20 protein-coding genes and 1 pseudogene are annotated in these 19271 nt (G+C 72.7%); 11 read left to right on the top strand and 10 right to left on the bottom strand.

Annotation, left to right across the window (positions count from 1 at the left end; all coding sequences use genetic code 11):
* The first annotated feature begins 25 nt into the window (after nt 1–25).
* Nucleotides 26–307, top strand: coding sequence for a hypothetical protein (locus ABD932_RS19330; RefSeq protein WP_345014296.1), 282 nt, complete (start codon nt 26–28; stop codon nt 305–307).
* 52 nt (nt 308–359) lie between these two features.
* Nucleotides 360–779, top strand: a complete 420-nt coding sequence (locus tag ABD932_RS19325; protein WP_345014294.1) for a hypothetical protein — start codon at nt 360–362, stop codon at nt 777–779.
* A gap of 18 nt (nt 780–797) precedes the next feature.
* On the opposite strand, the gene ABD932_RS19320 is transcribed toward ABD932_RS19325, so the two are convergent.
* Nucleotides 798–1604: a putative protein N(5)-glutamine methyltransferase gene (locus ABD932_RS19320; protein WP_345014292.1), complete on the bottom strand. Its 807-nt coding sequence runs from the start codon at nt 1602–1604 to the stop codon at nt 798–800.
* Nucleotides 1605–1892: 288 nt separating this feature from the next.
* On the opposite strand from ABD932_RS19320, the gene ABD932_RS19315 reads away from it, so the two are divergent.
* The 3 genes from ABD932_RS19315 (at nt 1893) to ABD932_RS19305 (ending at nt 3924) form a co-directional block, all read left to right on the top strand.
* Complete coding sequence (locus ABD932_RS19315; protein ID WP_345014290.1) at nt 1893–2498, top strand: sulfite oxidase-like oxidoreductase; 606 nt, start codon at nt 1893–1895, stop codon at nt 2496–2498.
* Nucleotides 2491–3261, top strand: a complete 771-nt coding sequence (locus tag ABD932_RS19310) for a ferredoxin reductase (RefSeq protein ID WP_345014288.1) — start codon at nt 2491–2493, stop codon at nt 3259–3261. Before ABD932_RS19315 ends, ABD932_RS19310 begins: the two co-directional genes overlap by 8 nt.
* Before the next feature lie 78 nt (nt 3262–3339).
* Nucleotides 3340–3924, top strand: coding sequence for an Rv1733c family protein (locus ABD932_RS19305; protein ID WP_345014286.1), 585 nt, complete (start codon nt 3340–3342; stop codon nt 3922–3924).
* A 16-nt stretch (nt 3925–3940) separates the two neighbouring features.
* On the opposite strand, the gene ABD932_RS19300 is transcribed toward ABD932_RS19305, so the two are convergent.
* Complete coding sequence (locus ABD932_RS19300; RefSeq protein WP_345014284.1) at nt 3941–5320, bottom strand: 8-oxoguanine deaminase; 1380 nt, start codon at nt 5318–5320, stop codon at nt 3941–3943.
* Nucleotides 5321–5423: 103 nt separating this feature from the next.
* On the opposite strand from ABD932_RS19300, the gene ABD932_RS19295 reads away from it, so the two are divergent.
* The 3 genes from ABD932_RS19295 to ABD932_RS19285 all read left to right on the top strand — a co-directional run bounded on the left by ABD932_RS19295 (nt 5424) and on the right by ABD932_RS19285 (nt 8592).
* Nucleotides 5424–6392, top strand: coding sequence for an acetylxylan esterase (locus tag ABD932_RS19295; RefSeq protein WP_345014282.1), 969 nt, complete (start codon nt 5424–5426; stop codon nt 6390–6392).
* Between the two features lie 159 nt (nt 6393–6551).
* Nucleotides 6552–7718, top strand: coding sequence for a serine hydrolase domain-containing protein (locus ABD932_RS19290; protein ID WP_345014280.1), 1167 nt, complete (start codon nt 6552–6554; stop codon nt 7716–7718).
* Between the two features lie 130 nt (nt 7719–7848).
* Nucleotides 7849–8592, top strand: a complete 744-nt coding sequence (locus tag ABD932_RS19285) for a GntR family transcriptional regulator (protein WP_345014278.1) — start codon at nt 7849–7851, stop codon at nt 8590–8592.
* On the opposite strand, the gene ABD932_RS19280 is transcribed toward ABD932_RS19285, so the two are convergent.
* The 3 genes from ABD932_RS19280 to ABD932_RS19270 form a co-directional block, all read right to left on the bottom strand.
* Nucleotides 8562–9338: an acyl-CoA thioesterase gene (locus tag ABD932_RS19280; RefSeq protein WP_345014478.1), complete on the bottom strand. Its 777-nt coding sequence runs from the start codon at nt 9336–9338 to the stop codon at nt 8562–8564. The two genes, ABD932_RS19285 and ABD932_RS19280, sit on opposite strands and share 31 nt — an antisense overlap.
* A gap of 81 nt (nt 9339–9419) precedes the next feature.
* Complete coding sequence (locus ABD932_RS19275; RefSeq protein ID WP_345014276.1) at nt 9420–10148, bottom strand: class I SAM-dependent methyltransferase; 729 nt, start codon at nt 10146–10148, stop codon at nt 9420–9422.
* A 5-nt stretch (nt 10149–10153) separates the two neighbouring features.
* Nucleotides 10154–10711, bottom strand: coding sequence for a PadR family transcriptional regulator (locus ABD932_RS19270; RefSeq protein ID WP_345014274.1), 558 nt, complete (start codon nt 10709–10711; stop codon nt 10154–10156).
* Between the two features lie 70 nt (nt 10712–10781).
* Between ABD932_RS19270 and ABD932_RS19265 the strand changes: the two genes are divergently transcribed.
* Nucleotides 10782–11180 (top strand): nuclear transport factor 2 family protein, encoded by a 399-nt coding sequence (locus tag ABD932_RS19265; protein ID WP_345014272.1) that lies wholly within the window; start codon nt 10782–10784, stop codon nt 11178–11180.
* Between the two features lie 255 nt (nt 11181–11435).
* Here the strand turns inward: ABD932_RS19265 and ABD932_RS19260 are convergent, their stop codons facing one another.
* The 3 genes from ABD932_RS19260 to ABD932_RS19250 are packed head-to-tail and all read right to left on the bottom strand — an operon-like array spanning nt 11436 to nt 13743.
* Entirely contained in the window at nt 11436–12695 is a 1260-nt protein-coding gene (locus ABD932_RS19260; RefSeq protein ID WP_345014270.1) for an RNA polymerase sigma factor, read from the bottom strand.
* Nucleotides 12692–13033, bottom strand: a complete 342-nt coding sequence (locus tag ABD932_RS19255; protein WP_345014268.1) for a YciI family protein — start codon at nt 13031–13033, stop codon at nt 12692–12694. The genes ABD932_RS19260 and ABD932_RS19255 overlap by 4 nt, the downstream gene beginning before the upstream one ends.
* Nucleotides 13030–13743 carry an SgcJ/EcaC family oxidoreductase gene (locus ABD932_RS19250; protein ID WP_345014266.1) on the bottom strand — a complete coding sequence of 238 codons (714 nt, stop codon included), beginning with the start codon at nt 13741–13743 and terminating at the stop codon, nt 13030–13032. The genes ABD932_RS19255 and ABD932_RS19250 overlap by 4 nt, the downstream gene beginning before the upstream one ends.
* A 369-nt stretch (nt 13744–14112) precedes the next feature.
* Between ABD932_RS19250 and rho the strand changes: the two genes are divergently transcribed.
* Nucleotides 14113–15255: a transcription termination factor Rho gene (gene rho / locus ABD932_RS19245; protein ID WP_345014264.1), complete on the top strand. Its 1143-nt coding sequence runs from the start codon at nt 14113–14115 to the stop codon at nt 15253–15255.
* 94 nt (nt 15256–15349) lie between these two features.
* Nucleotides 15350–16183: pseudogene (locus ABD932_RS19240) on the top strand (D-alanyl-D-alanine carboxypeptidase family protein); the annotation flags it as partial.
* A gap of 86 nt (nt 16184–16269) precedes the next feature.
* Here the strand turns inward: ABD932_RS19240 and ABD932_RS19235 are convergent.
* Together ABD932_RS19235 and mptB are read right to left on the bottom strand one after the other, a co-directional pair.
* Nucleotides 16270–17646: a glycosyltransferase 87 family protein gene (locus ABD932_RS19235; RefSeq protein ID WP_345014263.1), complete on the bottom strand. Its 1377-nt coding sequence runs from the start codon at nt 17644–17646 to the stop codon at nt 16270–16272.
* Nucleotides 17643–19037 (bottom strand): polyprenol phosphomannose-dependent alpha 1,6 mannosyltransferase MptB, encoded by a 1395-nt coding sequence (gene mptB / locus ABD932_RS19230; protein ID WP_345014262.1) that lies wholly within the window; start codon nt 19035–19037, stop codon nt 17643–17645. The genes ABD932_RS19235 and mptB overlap by 4 nt, the downstream gene beginning before the upstream one ends.
* Between the last annotated feature and the right edge of the window lie 234 nt (nt 19038–19271).

The raw sequence follows: 19271 nt of genomic DNA, 5'->3' as shown, positions 1-19271 counted from the left end.
GTGCCGTGACCGATGGGAGCGAGCCGTGACACACGATCCGGATCAGGGACACCATGCCGGCGCGGAGCCGGGCGGCACGGACTTCGAGGTCCTCACGGGACCGGGCGGTCCGGAGCGGGAGAGCATCCGGGGTGCGGCGCTGCGCGGGCTGTGGCAGCGGCAGTCCGTCCGGGCCCGGGCGGTGACCGCGGCGGCCACGGTCGCCGCACTGGCCCTTGGCGGTACGGTCGCGTACGCCGCCACGTCGTCGGGCTCGGGCGACGGTGCCTCGCCGGCCGCGTCCCGGACCGGCCTCACCATCACCTGACGCGCCCCGCGAACGGCACGGGCACGGCTGGTTCGGCTTCGGCGGAGGCGGCGTGCACGGTGAGGCCACCGTCACGGACCCCGACACCGACGAGTGGGTCGTACGGATCTGGCAGCGCGGCACCATCGAGAAGGTCGACGGCGACCAGGTCACCGTCAAGAGCGAGGACGGCACCGAGTGGACGTGGACCGTCGACTCGGACGCCACCGTGCGTCATGACGGGGACAAGAGCTCCGGCACCGGCGCCCTCAAGAAGGGCGAGGACACATTCCTCGCGGGCACCCGGTCCGACGACGACACCAGGAAGGCCTCCCGGGTACTCGCGGGCGACTGGGACGAGTGGGGCGAGTGGAAGAAGGACCGGGACCGGGGGCCGGGTGACTGGCGGGGCAAGCTCCCCGGGCAGCGCCACTGGGATCGGAACGGCTCCGGCCCCTCGGAGAGCCCTTCGAAGAGCGGTGCCCAGACCTGACCCGGCTCTCCGGCCGGCTCAGTTGAGGCCGACCACGACCGTCGCGTACAGCTCCTCGGAGACGGCCAGACGCGCCGACAGCCCACTGCCGGCGAAGGCCTCCAGAGCCGTGGGCGCCTGACGTTCGCTCGTCTCGATCAGCAGGCAGCCGCCGGGCGCGAGCCATCGGGGCGCCTCGGTGGCGACCCGGCGCAGAACGTCCAGCCCGTCCGGACCGCCGTCCAGCGCGACATGCGGCTCGTGGTCACGTGCCTCGGCGGGCAGGAGGCCGACCTCGCCGGTGGGGACGTAGGGCACGTTCGCCGCGAGAATGCCGACGCGGCCGCGCAGGGCGCCGGGCAGCGCCTCGAAGAGGTCGCCCGCGTGGACCTGCCCGCCGAAGGGGGCCACGTTACGGCGGGCGCAGCGCACCGCCGCCGGGTCGATGTCGGCGGCGTGCAGTTCGACCCCGACGAGTGCGGCGGCCAGTGCCGCGCCGACCGCGCCCGAGCCGCAGCACAGGTCCACGACGACGGACGGGTCCGGGGCGTGGGCGAGGGCCTGTTCGACCAGGAACTCGGTGCGCCGGCGGGGGACGAAGACGCCGGGTTCCACTTCGATGCGCAGACCGCGGAACTCGGCCCAACCGAGGACGAGTTCGAGGGGCAGGCCGGTGACCCGGCGCTCCACCATGGCGGTCAGCTCGTCCGGGGTTCGGGCGGCGGCCAGGATCAACCGGGCCTCGTCCTCGGCGAAGACACAGCCGGCGGCCCGCAGTGCGGTCACCACGAAGTCGCGCGAGAGCGGCGAGGGGGACGCGGGCGAGGAAGAAGTGAGAGGGGGCATGAATGCCGAGAGCCTTTCGGAAACCGAAGGATGCTCTCGCGGTCGCCTAAAGGCGGTGATCCGCGCCGATTCGAGATGAGAGCACCCGACCTGACACAGCGGTAATGGGTCTCACCTCCCGCGCTCCGCATGCCGGGACCCTCCCGACCGGACGGCCACCCTACCCCAACGATCACGCGGGGTCCCGGGCATCGGGGAACCTGCGCGAACGCGTACGGTTGAATGAATACGTACTGATCACGCCCGACCCGCGGACCGCACGCACGGCGGCCTGGAGGCCCCACCCGCATGAACGTCACCCGAGGCTTCACCGGACGCCCCCGCGTCCAGAACGCCGGACTGCCGCCCGGCCAGTACGACGCCGGCGACGACTGGCCCGTCCTCTCCGCCGAGGTCACACCCGAGCTGACACCCGCCGAGTGGTCCTTCCGCGTCGACGGTCTCGTCGAGGAGCCCCGGACCTGGAGCTGGGACGAAGCGCACCAGCTGCCGGCGTCGGCGTACGAGGGCGACATCCACTGCGTGACGAGCTGGTCGAAGTTCGGCGTGCGGTTCGGGGGCGTGTCGCTGGACACCTTCCTCCATATGGCCCGGCCCCATGGGTCCGCCACCCATGCCGTCGCCTATTCGCACACCGGGTACACCACGAACCTGCCGCTGGCGGACCTCACCGGCGGGCGGGCCTGGATCGCCTGGGAGTACGAAGGGGAGCCGCTCGCTCCCGAGCACGGTGGCCCGGCACGGCTGCTGGTGCCGCACCTGTACTTCTGGAAGAGCGCCAAGTGGATCGCGGGCCTGCGGATCCTCGACCACGACGAGCCGGGGTTCTGGGAGCAGAACGGCTACCACGCCCGCGGCAACCCCTGGGAGGAGCAGCGGTACTCCGGTGACTGAGGTAACGAGGACCGACGTGTTCACTCCCCCGAGCCGGTTCGCCGTGCCCGGCCGGATCGCCGTCAGCAACCGGGCCGCAGCGGTGTGGCAGACCGCCACGGTCACCGAGATCCGCCGGGAGACCCCGCACGCCGCCACTTTCCGGCTGGCGGTGCCCGCGTGGGAGGGTCATCTGCCCGGCCAGCATCTGATGCTGCGGCTGACCGCCGAGGACGGCTATGTGGCCCAGCGCCACTACTCGATCGCGTCCGCGCCGGACGACTCCGGGCACATCGAGCTGACCCTCGACCACGTCGAGGGCGGTGAGGTGTCCGGCTGGTTCCACACGGTGGCGAAGCCCGGCGACTCGGTCGAGGTGCGCGGCCCGCTCAGCGGCTTCTTCGCCTGGCCCGGGGACCGGCCCGCGCTGCTGATCGGCGCCGGCTCCGGTGTCGTGCCGCTGATGTCGATGGTGCGGCACCACCGGACGCGGAGCCTGGACGTGCCGCTGCGGCTGCTGGTGTCGGCACGCAGCCCGCAGGAGCTGATCTACGCGCGGGAGTACGACGTGGAGACCACGCCTGTGTTCACGCAGAGTGCGCCGGAGGGTGTGCCGGTGGGACGTATGGCCGCAGCACATGTGGCGCCGCTCCTGGCCGAGCAGCCTCCCGGTGGGTGGGAGGCCTATGTGTGCGGCTCCAATGCATTCGCGGAGCACGCCTCACGGCTGCTCGTGGCGGCAGGTCAGCCCGTGGACCGTATCCGGATCGAGCGCTTCGGCTGATCAGCGGCCCCGCTCGGGGACGCGTGTTCGTCCGGGATTGTCAGGAACGAAGTCCGGTGCGCGGGGTACCTGGACGGCATGCGAAGCCAGGTAAGTGGCCGGCGCCGGCGGCCGAATCCGCTGCGGCGCCGGTCGGATGTCACGGCGGCGTGGGCCTTACGGACCGTGGCCGTCCTGCTGGTCGTCGTCGCTCCCCTGGTCGGGGTGGCGGCGGGCTGGTGGGCTCATGACGACGCCCGGGCCACGGCCCGCGAGCAGCGCGCCGATCGCCGTCATGTCCGGGCCGAAGTGGTCGACGGGACGTCGGAGGCGCTGCCCACCGCGCACGGCGGACGGCAGCCGGCCGCAGAGGTGACGGTGCGCTGGACGGAACCCGGAGACGGTGCGCGTACGGCCATGGCGCGCGTCCCGGTCGGCACACGGGCCGGCGAGACCGTCCGGGTGTGGTTGGACTCCCGGGGCCGCAGCGTGGCCCCGCCGGCCGACGGAACGGCGGTCTGGCAGCACACCGTCACCGTCGGCGTGTGCGCGACGGCCGGCGCGGTCGCCGTGATCCTCCTCGGCCACGCCGTCGTACGGCATGCGGCGATGCGGCGCCGCATGGGCGAGTGGGAGCGGGACTGGGCCCGCATCGAGCCGGACTGGACGGGCCGCAGGGCGTGAACCCTGTGTGCCGTCGCTACGCCCCCCGCTGCATCCGTCGTGCGATCCCGCTGTGTGCCCGCAGGGCATCCGCCAGCCCGGGCAGCCGGGGCTCGCCTCGGTCGACCAGGATCCGGCCCGCGACCACCGTGGTCCAGGCCCGGGCGGGCCCGCACCGCAGCCATGCCTCCACGGGGTCGCTCAGGGCACCGGCCAGCGCCACCTCGTGCAGGTCCCAGACGACGAGGTCGGCGCAGGCCCCGGGCCGCAGATGGCCCAGCTCGTCGTCCCGGCCCAGGCAGCGCGCCGAGCCGCGGGTGGCGATGTCGAGGGCGTCGCGGGCGGTCATCGCGCCGGGTCCGCCGCGGTACCGGCCCAGCAGCAGCGCGGCCCGGGTCTCCATCCAGAGGGAGGCGTGGTCCGTGGAGGCGGAGCCGTCGCAGCCGATGCCGACGGGCAGGCCCAGCTCGCGCATCTCCTGCACGCGCGCGGTGCCGCCGCCGATGAGCATGTTGGAGCTGGGGCAGTGCGCCACGCCGACGCCCGCGGCCGCGAGGCGGCGCAGCTCGGCGTCGTTCGGGTAGATGCAGTGCGCGACCCAGCTGCGGTCGCTCATCCACCCGGTCTCCTCGAAGTACTCGACGGGCCGACAGCCGTACGTCTCAAGGCAGTACGTGTCCTCGTCGAGGTCCTCGGCGAGGTGTGTGTGCAGCCGTACGTCGTGCCGCTCGGCGAGTTCTGCGGTCGCGGTCATCAGCTCCTTGGTCACCGAGAACGGTGAGCAGGGCGCGAGCGCGACCCGCACCAGCGCGCCCGGCTCGGGGTCGTGGTACGCCCCGATCAGGCGCTCGCTGTCGGCGAGCACCTCCTCCTCGGTCTGCGTGACACTCCTCGGCGGCAGCCCGCCGTCCTCGGTGGAGCGGGTCATCGAGCCGCGGGTGGCGTGGAAGCGGAAGCCGATGTCGCGGGCGGCGCCGATCTCGGCGTCGACGAGGCGCGGTCGGGGATGGACGTAGAGGTGGTCGGACGACGTGGTGCAGCCGCCCATCAGCAGCTCGGCCATACCGACGTACGCCGACACGTACGCGGCCTCCTCGTCGAGGCCCGCCCAGAGCGGATAGAGGGTGGTCAGCCAGTCGAACAGGGAGCCGTTCACGGCGGGCGCGTAGGAGCGGGTGAGGTTCTGGTAGATGTGATGGTGCGTGTTGACCAGGCCCGGGGTGACGAGCCGTCCGGCCGCCGAGACGGTCGTGCGGGCCTCGGGTTCGCTCCCGGCGCCGCCGACTGCGGTCACCCGACCATCGGTGACGGCCAGCCAGCCGCCGGGGATCTCCCGCCCTCCGTCCACGACGAGCAGTTCGGCATCCCTGACCAGCAGTTCCGCGGCCCTGACCGGGGGATCGACGGCAGTCGTCATGGCGCCATCGTAGGGGCTCCGCGCGGCAAAGATCTGGCGAGTCGTCCGATCACCCACGTACGGTGTGATCATCCGCAGGCATTCTCCGCAAAGGCGGTCCTCCATGGCCCTGTTCGACCTTCCGCTCGACGAACTGCGCGAGTACCGCAGCGAGTCCGTCGAGCCCGAGGACTTCGACTCGTTCTGGTCCAAGACTCTCGAGGAGGCACGCGGGCACGATCTCAACGCCCGCTTCGAGCTGGTCGACACGGGCCTGTCCACGGTGCAGGTGTACGACGTGACGTTCGCCGGGTTCGGCGGTCACCCGGTGAAGGGCTGGCTGCGGCTGCCCGCCGGCGCCACCGAGCCGCTGCCGCTGGTCGTGGAGTACATCGGCTACGGCGGCGGGCGCGGCCTGCCGCACGAGAACCTGCTGTGGGCCTCCACGGGCCGCGCGCACTTCATGATGGACACCCGCGGCCAGGGCAGCGCGTGGGGCGCCGGCGGCGGGACCCCTGACCCGGTGGGCGCCGCGCCGGCCTACCCCGGGTTCATGACCCGTGGCATCGACGCGCCCGAGAACTACTACTACCGCCGGGTGTTCACGGACGCGGTCCGTGCCGTGGAGGCCGCTCGCTCGCACCCGCTGACCGACGCCTCGCGCACGGTCGCGCTGGGTGCGAGCCAGGGCGGTGGCATCACGCTCGCGGTCGGTGGTCTGGTGCCGGACCTGACGGCGATCGCGCCGGACGTGCCGTTCCTGTGCGACTACCCGCGCGCGGCGACCCTGACGGACCGCCACCCGTACCGCGAGATCGGCCTCTACCTCAAGACGCACCGGGGCCGCACCGAGGACGTCCTGCGCACCCTGTCCTACTTCGACGGCGTCCACTTCGCGTCCCGCGGCCGGGCACCCGCCTTCTTCTCGGCGGCCCTGGAGGACCAGACCTGCCCTCCCTCGACCGTCTTCGCGGCCTTCAACGCCTGGAGCCACAGCGAGAAGGCCATCGAGGTGTACGACTTCAACGACCACGAGGGCGGCGGCCCCTTCCACGAGGCGGCCAAGCTGGACTGGCTGCGCTCGCACGGCTGAGCGGGCCGGGCCGAGCAGGCCGTGGACGCGCTGCGGGGCCCTTCCCCGTGATTTGGGGGCGCCCGGCACCTTCCGTCCAGTCCGACCAGTCGGTACGTTCAGGGAGCCCGGGTCGCAGTGTCGCGGCCCGGGTTTCCGGCGGACGACGAGGGACGGCCCATGACGGAGCACGAGGCGCAGGTGCACGGGCACTGCGATCCGCGGTTCGCGGCGGTGCGGACGGCGTTCGAGACGAACTTCCGGGAGCGCGGGGAGCTGGGCGCCGCGGTCGCCGTCACGCTCGGCGGCCGGACCGTCGTCGACCTGTGGGGCGGGTGGGCCGACGCGGCACGAAGCCGCCCCTGGGACCGCGACACGCTGGTCAACGTGTGGTCCACCTCCAAGGGGCCGACGGCACTGTGCGCGCACATACTCGCCGACCGGGGACTGCTCGACCTCGACGCGCCGGTGGCCGCGTACTGGCCGGAGTTCGCCGCCGCGGGCAAGGACGGGGTCCTCGTACGGCATCTCCTGTCGCACCGCGCCGGTCTGTCCGGCCTGCGGGAGCCGCACTCGCTTCAGCAGCTCTGCGACTGGGAGTTGACGACTCAGCGACTCGCGGCGATGGAGCCCTGGTGGACGCCGGGGACGGGGTCCGGATATCACGCGCTCACGTACGGCTTCCTGGTCGGGGAGGTCGTGCGGCGGGTGTCGGGGCTGCTGCCCGGGGCCTTTCTGGAGCGGGAAGTGACCGGGCCGCTCGGGATCGACTTCGCGATCGGGGTGCCGGAGAAGGACGCCGGGCGGGTGGCCGAGCTGGTGCAGCCGCCCGTCGCGTCGACCAGTGAACAGGCCGCGATCTTCAGCCAGTTGGCGCCCGCCGCGCTGGCCGCGCTGGTCAACCCCGCCGTGGGGGCGGCTCAGGCCAACTCGCCCGAGTGGCGGGCCGCCGAGATCCCCGCCGCGAACGGTCACGGCACGGCGCGGGCGATCGCCGCGCTGTACGGGATCTTCGCGGGCGGCGGATCGTACGACGGCCACCGCGTCCTCTCCCCCGAGGCGGCCGAGCGGGTGCGTGAGGGGCAGGGCAGCTGCCGCGATCTGGTGCTCGGGGCCGGGTTCGAGCACGACACCGAGGCCGGCCTGGGCCTGTGGCTCAGCGGGCCGAACGGCTCGTACGGGCCCAACCCGAAGGCTTTCGGACACGACGGCTTCGGCGGCTCCTGCGGGCTGGCGGATCCGGAGGCCCGGGTGTCGCTGGGCTATGCGATGAACAGCATGGGCCCTCATATCGCCGATGACCCACGGAAGATGGCGCTGATCGACGCGCTGTACGGCGCCCTGTGAGCGCCGGTCCGCCCGGGCCGTTTCGGCCGAAGTGACGGACCACCCTTCCCTGGTGGTTTAGACCACTGCTTAGATCTGGTGACGCAAGGAGCCCGCACGACTACGACACGTCACCAACAGGAGGCGCGGCATGGCCCGCACCACTCCGCACGACCGCCCGCTCACCACAGCGCAGCCGCTGTACTGGAGGGTCGCCACCGAGCTGCTCGACGAGTTGCGCGACGGAACCATCCCACCGGGTGAACGGCTGCCGGGGGAAAGGCGGTTGGCGGAGAATTTCGGGGTCAGCAGGGAAACCGTACGGCAGGCGCTGGAGGTGCTGCGCCACAGTGGCCTGGTCGCCACGGACCGGCGGGGCAGCCATGCCACCCTGTCCGGTCCGCCGGTCGAGACCGCGACCTCGCTCACCTTCCCCATCGGCGCCCGGGCCACGAACCCAGGCGCCGTGGACCTGGCCACGGTCGCCTGGGAGGCTCCCCCGCCGGAGCACGCCGAGGCTCTGGGACTGGCCCCGCACTGCCCGACCCTGATCCACCGCTACGAGTCCGCGGGGGCCGACGGACGCGGCCGGCGCACCGCCGTGACGTCCTTCTCCGCGGTGGCGCTCGCCGAGGTGGCGGAGCTGGCCCGCTATCGGGACCGCGCCCACGACACCGGGTCCGCCCAGCTGCGCCGCGCCTACGACTGGATGCGCAGGGCCGGCCTCACGCTGCACCATCGGGACGCCATCACCCGGCTCCCGGGGGCGCCTTCGGTACGGGTCACCCGGCGGGTGCACGACCAGCACGCCCGCCCCCTGGAGATCACGGATCTCGTCGTGGACGCCCAACAGGACGCCCTGGTCTACGAGTTCACGCTCCCCGCGGCGGGCTGAGCGCGCACGACCCGCGACTGCCGGGCGAGCGCGAGCAGCCTGCCGTCCGCCGACCAGACCGCACTGTCGTCGACCGCCCAGCCGTTGCCCGCGTGTTCGGTACGGATCCGGACGAGGGCCCAGCCCTCGTGGGTGCCGTCGTCGAGGGCGTCGGTGAGGTGGACGGTGAGTTCGGCGGTGGGCACCGGGCACGGAGTGCGCCAGCGGGCGTACAGCGCGGGCGGGAGGACGTCGGTGAGGGTGACGGCCGTCGGGGCGTCGAGGGCGCGGCCGTCGAGGAAGCGGATCCATGCGGTGAGTTCGGCCTTGTCGCCGCCGGCCAGCGGAAGGTCATCGGTTGCCGGGCGGATCGCCAACTGCCGGGCGAACGGGGACAGCTCCTCGGGGAGTTCCAGGGGCACGCAGTCCTGGGGTCCGGGAACCTGCGGGGCCGGGTGCCCGTCGTGCGACGGTCCTGGGCGCCCCGCACCGAACAGTGCCGAACCGAGGAGGACCGGTTCGCCGTTCTGGTGACCGGTGAAGACGCAGGTCGCCGTGCGGCGGCCGGTGGCGGGGGCCGTACCGGAGAAGTGCAGCGGGCTCTCGTCGACCGGGGCCAGATAGTGCGTGGTCAGCATGCGGACCGGGTGGGCGCCGCCGGCGAACCGGTCACGTACGGCGGTCAGGGCGAGGGCGGCGACATGGCCACCGTGCGCCCCCTCCCAGGACCACCACTTGGGGTCGATGCGGATGTGGGTGTCGGTCATCGCGGTCACGGGCTCACCCTAGCCCGGTCAGTTTGAAAAACAAACCCTCTCCGAAGATCAGGGTAGGAAATTCCAACCCACCTAGTCCGCGCGGCGTCGCGCCACCACCATCCGCACGCGTGGGCTCCCGTCCCGCCGCCGCCCGAACTCGCGCAGGGCTCGCAGCTCCACCTGGAAACCGGCGCGCTCCAGCTCGCTCCGCACCTCCCCGAGCCGGAAGGCCCGGTAGTACATGACGAACGGCGGCCGCCACACGGCGTTGCGCACCCGCATCACCGCGTCGAAGCCCAGCAGCATCCAGTAGGCCGGGGACGTGGGGCCCGCCGGGGCGACGACCGGGAACGCGAAGCACCCGCCGGGCCGCAGCACGGAGTGGACCTGGGCGAACAGCCCCGGCAGCTCACGGGGCAGGAAGTGGCCGAACGCGCCGAAGCTCACCACGAGGTCGAAGGCGGGGGCGAACGGCAGGGCACGGGCGTCCGCGCGGACCCAGGCGACGCGCGGCTCGTCCACCCCCACCCGGCGCCGGGCGACGTCGAGCATGCCGGCGCTGAAGTCGACGCCGGTGACACTGCGCCGGCACACCTCTGCCAGCACCTCCACGCCCGCGCCCGTACCGCAGCAGAGGTCGAGTCCGTCGTCGTAGGGGCCCGTGCGCCCGAGCGCCGTCGCGACGGCGGACAGCACGGAGTCCGGTGTGCGGAACGGGGTGTGGTCGAACTTCGGGGCGAGCAGGTCGTATCCGCGCTCGACGGACGACAGTGCCTGGACGACGAGTTCGCGCAGGGACGGGCCCTCGGGGCTGAACATTCGCGTCACCCCCACGCAGCTCGGTGCTTCAGGACGCCGAGAACGCGCTCGCACCAGCGCAGGTTCTCCTCCTCGAAGGAGATGCCGCGCAGCAGCGTCAGATACGGCCCGACGCGGTCGGACTCACGCAGGTACTCGTCCTCGGTCCGCCCGTCGAGGAGGCGGTCGCGGACGCGTTCGTACCGGTCGAGCTTGCCGCGCGCCCAGGTCATGCGCTCCTCGACCAGGGCGTGGGCGGCCTCGGGGTCCTCCATGGCCTGGAGCTTGATCAGGAGCTCGTCACGGACGGCGGTGGGCCGCCGGGGCGGCTCGACGGCGAAGGCGCGCAGGTCCTCGCGTCCGGCCGGGGTGAGCGTGAACATCCGCTTGTTCGGCCGCCGTTCCTGCTGCACGAACCGGGCCTCGACCAGGCCGTCCTGCGCGAGGCGTTCCAGCTCCCGGTAGAGCTGCTGCGGGGTCGCGGGCCAGAAGTTGGCGAACGACACGTCGAAGACCTTGGACAGCTCGTAGCCCGAGGCCTCGCCCTCGAGGAGGGAGGCGAGAACGGCGTACTTCAGGGACATGTGGACACGTTAACAGCAGGTGATTATTCTCATCTGCACCTACTCAACTAATTGACTATGAGGTGATCCGATGCGCGCGTTCCGCGAGGCGGTGGAGGCGGGCGACGCCGACGCCATCGAGGCCCTGTTGGCGGAGGACGTCGTCTTCACCAGCCCGGTCGTGTTCAAGCCGTACGCCGGCAAGGCGATCACGGCGGCGATCCTGCGTGGTGTCATGCGGGTCTTCCAGGACTTCCGCTATGTGCGCGAGATCAACGACCCGGGCGGCCGTGACCACGCGCTGGTCTTCGCCACGCGCGTGGGCGACCGGGAGATCACCGGCTGCGACTTCCTCCGGCTGAACGAGGACGGCCTGATCGACGAGTTCACGGTGATGGTCCGTCCGCTGTCCGGCGCGCAGGCTCTGGCCGCGGCCATGGGGGCGCAGTTCGAGCAGATCGAGAAGGAGGCGGCGGAGCGCTCGGCGTGAGGGAGGCGCAGGCGCGGTCGGCGTGACGCCCGCGCCCGGGCCCTGGGTACGCCTCCACTCAACCTCGCAGGCGGAGTCCGGCGAGCCAGACGTCGGGCGTGCCCGGTCCGCCGCCTGGGGCAGAATGCGTTCGGCAGGCCCGCAGCAGCGAGGCGAGGATCTCGTGCACCTTGCCGGTGCGGCGCGCGGGGGCGTGCGTGGCCATCGGGGTCTCCAGTGTCGTAGGGGCTCTTTCACCCCACCGACGAACGGCCCCTACGCGGATCGACACTCCGCGAGCCGCCTTTCGAGGAACCGGCGTTCCGCGTCGTTCTCCACCAGTTCCAGGGCCCGCCGGTACGCCTCCGCCGCCTCCTTCGTACGGCCGCTGCGGCGCAGCAGATCGGCACGGGTCGCCGGCAACAGGTGGTACCCGGCCAGCTCGCCCTGCTCCTCCAACTCCGCCACCAGGGCGAGGCCCGCCTCCGTGCCCTCGGCCATGCCGACGGCGACCGCGCGGTTGAGGCGGACGACGGCGGAGGGCACGAAGCGGGCCAACTCGCCGTACAGGGCCGCGATGTCGGCCCAGTCGGTCTCCTCGGCGGTGGGCGCGGTGGTGTGGCAGGCGGAGATGGCGGCCTGGATCTGGTACGCCCCGGGGCGGCCGCGCCGCAGCGCGGTCTCCACCAGGGCGGCGCCCTCGTCGACCTCGGCCCGGTCCCAGGCCGAGCGGTCCTGGTCCTCCAGGGTGACCAGGTCTCCGGCGGCGTCCACGCGCGTGTGCCGGCGGGCGTCGTGCAGCAGCAGGAGGGCGAGCAGGCCGAGCACCTCGGGTTCGTCGGGCATGAGGCGGGCCAGGACGCGGGCCAGGCGGATCGCCTCGGCGCAGAGGTCGGTGCGGACGAGATCGGCGCCTGCGGTGGCGGCGTACCCCTCGTTGAACAGCAGGTAGACGACGCCGAGCACACCCGTCGTGCGCTCGGGCAGCAGGTGCGCGGGCGGTACCCGGTACGGGATGCCGGCGTTGCGGATCTTCCGCTTGGCCCGCACCAAGCGCTGCGCCATGGTCGCCTCGGGGACGAGGAAGGCGCGGGCGATCTCCGGTGTGGTCAGGCCCGCGAGCGTACGCAGCGTCAGCGCGACCCTGGCCTCGATGGGCAGCGCGGGATGGCAGCAGGTGAAGATCAGCCGCAGCCGGTCGTCGCGCACCCCGCTGTCCGCGCCGTCGTCATCAGGTCCGTACGACGGTTCGTCCCGGGCCGGCACCGCCACCTCCCGGAGTTTCGCCGCCCCCACCGCCTCCCGGCGCAGCACGTCCAGGGCGCGGTTGCGGGCGGTCGTGGTGAGCCAGGCTCCGGGGCGGCGCGGCACCCCGTCGCGCCGCCATCGGTCGAGGGCCTGGGCGAAGGCGTCCTGTGCGCACTCCTCGGCGAGGTCCCAGTTGCCGGTCACCCGGATCAGGGTGGCGACGACCTGGCCCCATTCCTCGCGGAAGGCCGCGGCGACGGCCTCCTCGACGCCGTTCGTGTCGTTCACTCCCAGACCGGCCGTACTTCCACCGAGCCGCCGCCGAGGGCCGCGGGATGCCGGGACGCCAGGGCGATGGCCTCGTCCAGGTCGGCGACCTCGATGATGTCGATTCCGGCGACGTACTCCTTGGACTCCGCGAAGGGCCTGTCGCTGAGCAGCACTTCGTCGCCCTGGACGCGCACGGTGGTGGCGTCGGTGTGCGGCCGCAGGCGGGCCCCGCCCTTGACGACGTCGCGTCCGCGGACCTCATCGATGTACGCGGTGAAGCGCGGATCCTCGGCGATCTCCTCGGGGCTGAGTTCCTCGCCGTCGACCGGCGTGCAGATGAACAGGACGTACTTCATGACCGCTCCTCGATGTCGAGAGAGACATGTTCGTGCGCGATCAGCCAGCGCAGGCCGACGTTGCGGTAGCCGGTGGTGACGTGCAGCCGGTCGCCGACTCGCGTGCCGTCCGTGCGGGTGGCGCGCAGGCGGACGAGGGCGTGACCGAAGGCGACGCTCTCGTCGACGTGGACACGGAAGTCCAGCACCTCGCGGCTGACGGGGCCGGTGAGGGAGGCCAGAAGTTCTTCCATCGACTTGCGCAGGGCGTGGGTCCCGCGGTGTTCCCGGCCGTCGGCGAACGCCGCCGCGTCCGGGGCGTAGCAGGCCACCATGCGGTCGACGTCCCGCTCGCGCGCCGCCGAGGTCAGCTCGGCGTCGAGCGCGCGGATCTGCGCCTCGGCGTCCTCGTCCTCCCAGAAGGGCCGCACCTCCATGGCCCCGATGGTGGCGACGGGATGCCGCGCGGCCGCCTCGATCGCCTCCTCCAAGCTTTCGCACTCGAGGATGTCGAAGCCGGCGACGTACTCCTTCGTCTCCGCGAACGGGCCGTCGCTGCGCAGCACCTCGCCGTCGCGCACCCGCACGGTCACGGCCCGGTCCGGGAGCGCCAGACGGTGGCCGTGCAGGCGTACACGGCGGTCGCCCAGATCCTCCACCCAGGGCTCGACGGGGGCCATTCCCGAGGCGTCGGCGGTGTCGTCGCCGCAGACGAGCAGCATGTACTTCATGGGTCCTCCCGGTCCTCACGAGCTTCCTACACCCCACCGACGAACGGGACCGGGCCGAATCGACAACTGACGTCGCACCGGGCGCCCTACCGCTGTGGTACCGTGCTATTAGCACTTGTGTACGCCCTGTTGTGGGCGCCGGTGCGAGTTTCCCTTCAGATCGCTGATCCTTCCCGGCCGTCGCGGTCGGCGCATCAGCTTCCCGGCACCACCTCGTGAGCACGTCTTTTGTCGTCGGCTCTTCGACGCCGTGCGCGAGGTGACGTTCCCGCCGCCCGAAGGCGCGCTCGTTCTGCCCGCCTTCCTCTCGCGGCTCTCCCTTCCCTTCGCATGTCTCATGCCGTCCGTCCGTGAAAGGACACCACCACCATGACCACCACACTCGAAAATCCCCCAGTCCAGCAGCAGCTCCCGGCCCGGGCCGGCACCGGAGTCCTCGACATCGACGCGAGCGGGAAGGGGCACCTGCGTGCCGAGGGCTGCCTGCCGTCGCCGTCCGACCTGCAGGTTCCCGCCGCGCTGATCAAGCGGTACGGCCTGCGCAAGGGCGACCTCGTGGACGGCGTCCGCGGCGAGCGGCGCTCCCTGACCGAGGTGGCGCGCGTCAACGGCCGCCCGCCCGAGGAGCCGCGCACTCGCCCGCACTTCCGTGACCTCACCCCGCTGCACCCGCGCGAGCGGCTGCGCCTCGAACACCCGGCGGCCGGCCTGACCGGGCGCGTCGCCGATCTGATCGCGCCCGTCGGCAAGGGTCAGCGAGGGCTGATCGTGGCCCCGCCCAAGACGGGCAAGACCGTGCTGCTCCAGCAGATCGCGGCGGCCGTCGCCGGCAACCACCCGGAGTGCCGGCTGATGGTGGTGCTCCTCGACGAGCGCCCCGAGGAGGTCACCGACATGCGACGCTCGGTGCGGGGCGAGGTGTACGCCTCCACCTTCGACCGGGCGCCCAAGCAGCACATCGCGCTGGCCGAGCTCGTGATCGAGCGGGCCAAGCGGCTCGTCGAGGCGGGCGAGGACGTCGTCATCCTGCTCGACTCGCTGACCCGGCTGTGCCGGGCGCACAACAACGCGGCCGCGTCCGGTGGCCGCACCCTGAGCGGCGGCGTCGACGCGGCCGCCCTGCAGGGGCCGAAGCGGTTCTTCGGCGCCGCGCGGCTCGCCGAGGAGGGCGGCTCGCTCACCATCCTCGCCACGGCACTGGTGGAAACCGGTTCCCGGGCCGACGACTTCTTCTTCGAGGAGCTCAAGAGCACCGGCAACATGGAGCTGCGCCTGAGCCGTGACTTCGCCTCCCGCCGGGTCTTCCCCGCCGTCGACATCAACCCGTCCGGCACCCGGCGCGAGGAACTCCTCCTGCCCCCGGCCGAGTTGACCACCGTCCGCGGCCTGCGCCGGGCCCTGCAGACCCGGGACGGCCAGGCCAATCTGGAGACCCTCCTGGAGCGCATGCGGGAGACGCCCGACAACGCGACGTTCCTGCGGCGGATCCAGCCGACGCTGCCCAGCGACTGACACACCACCACGGGCATCGCCCGTCCGGGTGCCGGCGCGGCCCGCCCGGCCCGGGCAGCGCGGTGGACGACGGCCGCGTTCCTAGGTTGGCGGTATGAAGATCGGATTTGCCTCCCGAACCCTCGTGGCCACCTGCGCGCTGTGCGCGGCCGGCCTGCTGGCGCTGGCGCCGACAGCCGCGGTCGCCCGCACCGGGCCCGACCCCGACCCGCCCGGCGGGCAACAGGCGACGACACCACGACCGGCGCTGCTGTACCGGCCCGGCACTCATGCGCGGCCCCACGCCGACGTACCCCGGCCGCCGCGGGTCTCCGCGCTGTCGTGGCTGGTGGCCGACGCCGACACCGGCGAGGTGCTCGCCGCGCGCAACGCGCACCGTGAACTGCCGCCCGCCAGCACCTTGAAGACGCTGTTCGCCCTCACCGTGCTGCCGACGCTGCCCGTCGGCATCCGGCACCGGGTGAGCGAGGAGGAGCTTGCGGGGATCGGGCCCGGCAGCAGTCTCGTGGGGGTCGCCGAGGGACGGACGTACAAGGTCGCCGATCTGTGGCGCGGGGTGTTCCTCAGCTCGGGCAACGACGCCGTGCGGGTGCTGGCCTCGATGAACGGCGGCTGGCGCTTCACGGCCGCCCGTATGCAGGACAAGGCCCGTGCGCTGGGCGCCCTCGACACGCGGGTGCTGTCCCCGGACGGTTACGACACGCCCGGCCAGGTCTCGTCGGCGTACGACCTGGCGGTGTTCGGCCGGGCAGGGCTGCGCAACGCGGACTTCGCCCGGTACTGCGGCATGGCGGACGCGTGGTTCCCGGGCAGGAACGGCTGGTCGTACGAGATCCGGAACACCAATCGGCTGCTGACCGGCGCGGACGGCGTGGACCCCTATCCGGGGCTGATCGGCATCAAGAACGGCTACACCAGCAAGGCGGGCAACACGCTCGTCGCCGCCGCCCGCCACGGCGATCGCACCCTCGTCGTCACCGTGCTGAACCCTCGGGCGGGCGGCGGGTTCGCCGTCTACGAGGAGGCCGGGGAGTTGCTCGACTGGGGGTTCGACGCGGCCGGGCGGGTCGAACCGGTGGGGTCGCTCGACGCCTTGCGGGCGAAGCCCAGGCCGGGGCCCGTGACGGGGCCCGTGGTGGCCGCGGTGGCACCGGAGGGCGGGGGGCGGTCGCAGCCGTCCGGGGTCGGCTGGGCGGAGGCGTGGGCGATCGCCGGCGCCGCCGGTATGGGGGCCGGCTTCATCTCGCTCGTGCTGCGTGCCAGGTTCTTCGAGCGGGTGGACCCGGACTGACCGACCGGCAGCCACAGCAGCAGACCGAGCGTGATCCAGGCGTACGTGTTGCTGCCGAGGAAGCCGTCCACGCCGGACGCGTCGTCGAACCACAGCCACACCACACTGGTGCACAGCACCGCGTACAGGACCCCCGCGATCCGGGCGTGTCCGGCGCGGACCAGGACGGCGAAGGACGGCAGCAGCCACACCAGGTGGTGGACCCAGGTGATCGGGCTGACCAGACAGGCGGTCAGCCCGGTGAGGGCGAACGCCGCCCTCCAGTCCCCCGCCACGACCGCCCGCCGGGTACGCGCCACCCAGACGCCCAGGACCAGCAGGACCACCACCGCCCAGACCGCGCGGTCCTCAACTCCGAGCCGGGCCAGGATGCCCTGCACCGACTGGTTGGAGACGTAGTCGAGGCGGCCCACCCGGGTGGTGTCCCACATGGCGTGCGTCCAGTAGAAGCGGGAGGCGTCGGGGGCCACCCAGGCCGCCAGCGCCGTGGCCGCGGCCGCAACAGCCGTCGCCACGGCGGCCGTTCGCCAGCGCCGGGCCACCAGCAGCAGGCCGATGAACGCGGCGGGCGTCAGCTTGATCGCGGCCGCGAGGCCGATGCCCACACCCGCCCAGCGCTCCCGCCCCGTGGACAGCAGCCAGCAGTCGAGGAGCACCAGCGCCAGCAGCAGGACGTTCACCTGGCCGAAGCTGAACGTGTCCCGCAGCGGTTCGAACAGCGCCAGCACGCAGGCCACGAGCGCGCAGCCGTACCAGCCGTAGCGCCGCCAGGACCTTCCGGCCAGCACGCGCAGCGCGAAGGCGAGTGCCGCCAGGTTGAGCAGCAGCGCCAGGGCGATCGCGACGTGCAGACCGACCAGCGCCATGGGCAGCATGACGACGGCCGCGAACGGCGGGTACGTGAAGCCGTACATGGTGCCGGGCACCCGGTAGTCGTAGATGCGGCCGTCGTGATGGATCCAGCTGTCGATGGTGCCGTAGTAGACGCGCAGGTCGAACCAGTCGCGCAGCAGCGGCACGGTCGCGGTGAAGACGATCACGACGGCGGCGAGTACGACCACGAGGGCGAGCCGGCCGCGGTCGGTGCGCGGGAGTCTCATGCGGTGCGCTCCAGAGCCGGGGCCTGCGCGGCCAGATGTGCCTGCCACAGGACGACCACGGCGAGCGCGCCCCCGGAGACCGCCAGCACCAACTGGCCGACGTCCGCGGAGCCGCCGCTGGGCAGGACGGCCAGCGCGAGCACTCCGGTCAGGGCCGCCACCCGGTGCCGTACCGACGTGCTGGGCGCCGCGGCGGCGATGAGGAACAGGCCCCACAGGGCGTACCAGGGGCGGATCGCCGGTCCGAACGCGGCCACCGCGGCCAGGCTCAGGCCGAGCGCGTACACGGGGCGCGGACGCCAGCGCCACCATATGAGGACCACGAGGACCGCCGTGAGTACGAGACCGAAGACGTGCCACGCCGGGACGGCCAGCGGCGCAAGATCGCTGCCGATCTCGTCCAGCAGGGAGGCGGTGGCCCGGCCGAGCAGGCTGGTGAGCGCCCAGTTCTGCGGGGAGACCGGGGTGTCCAGGGCGCCTATCCAGCCGTATCCCGTGCCCGCGACGGCCGTTGCGGCGACCGTGGTCGCGGCGGAGGCGGCCACCGTGGTGAGCACGGCCTTGGCCACGTGATGGCCGGCTCGCATCATCAGCAGCACGACCGCGGCGAGGCCCAGCGCGGCGGGCGCCTTGACCAGGGCGGCGAGCGTGACGAGCACGGCTCCCAGGAGGGGCCAGCGGCCGAGGGCCGCGACCAGACCGGCACCGAGCAGGCCGAGCATGATGGCGTCGTTGTGGGCGCCCGCGACCAGGTGCAGCAGCACGAGCGGGTTCAAAGCGCCCAGCCACAGCGCGGCGGCCGGTTCGGCACCGCTGTGCCGGGCGAGGCGCGGCAGCGCGGCCGCCATCAGCGCCACGCCGAGCAGCGCTATCAGGCGCATGCCGATGAGCCCGGCGGGGAGTTCACCGCGGGTCAGTCCGGACAGGGCGGAGGCTACGCCGAGGAACACCGGGCCGTAGGGTGCCGCGGTGTGCCGCCACAGTGGGGCGACCTCGTCGGCGAGCGGGCCGCCGAGGTGGGCGGGCCCGTATGCGTACACGTCGATGTGGGCGTCGACCATGGCCCCTTGGGCCAGGTAGCTGTACACGTCCCGGCTGAACAGCGGCGGCGCGATCAGCAGCGGCGTCGCCCAGACGGCCAGGACCAGCAGCAGGGCGCGCGGGGTCGGCGGGTCGGCGCTGCGCACGAGGCGGCCGAGCAGCAGCCATGCCGCTATCAGCAGGACGACGCCGAAGTACACGCCGACCAGGCCCAGGGCCGCGTGCGCCGAGGACGGGGCCAGGAGTTCCCGGACCGGCAGCGCACCGGCCGTCTCACCGCCCAGGGCGAGGAAGGCGGTGCCGGCCAGACCGAGAATCTGGCAGCGGCGGAGATCGACGGGGAAAGCCATGGCCAACACTCGGTCAGCGTGTCAACGTGGGGTGGCCGGAAGTTGACGGGGTTCCCTCCGGTGGGAGGCCGTGGTGTGTCCGGCGCGTGATCGACTGCGGGTGCGTGAGTTGGCTGGGGAGCGTCTGCCTGGTGCGGTGGTTCGCAGGCCGCGGGGCCGGTGGGGCTTGTCGCGCCCACGCGGCGGAGCCGCATATCGAAACAGCCCCGCGCCCCTGCTCGGCGTCTCCGCCCC

The organism is Streptomyces shaanxiensis (genome assembly GCF_039537145.1).
GTDB lineage: Bacteria > Actinomycetota > Actinomycetes > Streptomycetales > Streptomycetaceae > Streptomyces > Streptomyces shaanxiensis.
This window is presented reverse-complemented; position numbering and strand designations above follow the sequence as displayed.

Excerpts from the sequence above, each read along its gene's own strand:
- ABD932_RS19295 (WP_345014282.1), top strand. The coding sequence starts at position 5,424 with ATGGCCCTGTTCGACCTTCCGCTCGACGAACTGCGCGAGTACCGCAGC.
- ABD932_RS19315 (WP_345014290.1), top strand. The coding sequence starts at position 1,893 with ATGAACGTCACCCGAGGCTTCACCGGACGCCCCCGCGTCCAGAACGCC.
- ABD932_RS19280 (WP_345014478.1), bottom strand. The coding sequence starts at position 9,338 with ATGACCGACACCCACATCCGCATCGACCCCAAGTGGTGGTCCTGGGAG.
- ABD932_RS19265 (WP_345014272.1), top strand. The coding sequence starts at position 10,782 with ATGCGCGCGTTCCGCGAGGCGGTGGAGGCGGGCGACGCCGACGCCATC.
- ABD932_RS19250 (WP_345014266.1), bottom strand. The coding sequence starts at position 13,743 with ATGAAGTACATGCTGCTCGTCTGCGGCGACGACACCGCCGACGCCTCG.
- mptB (WP_345014262.1), bottom strand. The coding sequence starts at position 19,037 with ATGGCTTTCCCCGTCGATCTCCGCCGCTGCCAGATTCTCGGTCTGGCC.
- ABD932_RS19275 (WP_345014276.1), bottom strand. The coding sequence starts at position 10,148 with ATGTTCAGCCCCGAGGGCCCGTCCCTGCGCGAACTCGTCGTCCAGGCA.
- ABD932_RS19305 (WP_345014286.1), top strand. The coding sequence starts at position 3,340 with ATGCGAAGCCAGGTAAGTGGCCGGCGCCGGCGGCCGAATCCGCTGCGG.
- ABD932_RS19285 (WP_345014278.1), top strand. The coding sequence starts at position 7,849 with ATGGCCCGCACCACTCCGCACGACCGCCCGCTCACCACAGCGCAGCCG.
- ABD932_RS19255 (WP_345014268.1), bottom strand. The coding sequence starts at position 13,033 with ATGAAGTACGTCCTGTTCATCTGCACGCCGGTCGACGGCGAGGAACTC.
- ABD932_RS19320 (WP_345014292.1), bottom strand. The coding sequence starts at position 1,604 with ATGCCCCCTCTCACTTCTTCCTCGCCCGCGTCCCCCTCGCCGCTCTCG.
- ABD932_RS19290 (WP_345014280.1), top strand. The coding sequence starts at position 6,552 with ATGACGGAGCACGAGGCGCAGGTGCACGGGCACTGCGATCCGCGGTTC.
- ABD932_RS19270 (WP_345014274.1), bottom strand. The coding sequence starts at position 10,711 with ATGTCCCTGAAGTACGCCGTTCTCGCCTCCCTCCTCGAGGGCGAGGCC.
- ABD932_RS19235 (WP_345014263.1), bottom strand. The coding sequence starts at position 17,646 with ATGAGACTCCCGCGCACCGACCGCGGCCGGCTCGCCCTCGTGGTCGTA.
- ABD932_RS19300 (WP_345014284.1), bottom strand. The coding sequence starts at position 5,320 with ATGACGACTGCCGTCGATCCCCCGGTCAGGGCCGCGGAACTGCTGGTC.
- rho (WP_345014264.1), top strand. The coding sequence starts at position 14,113 with ATGACCACCACACTCGAAAATCCCCCAGTCCAGCAGCAGCTCCCGGCC.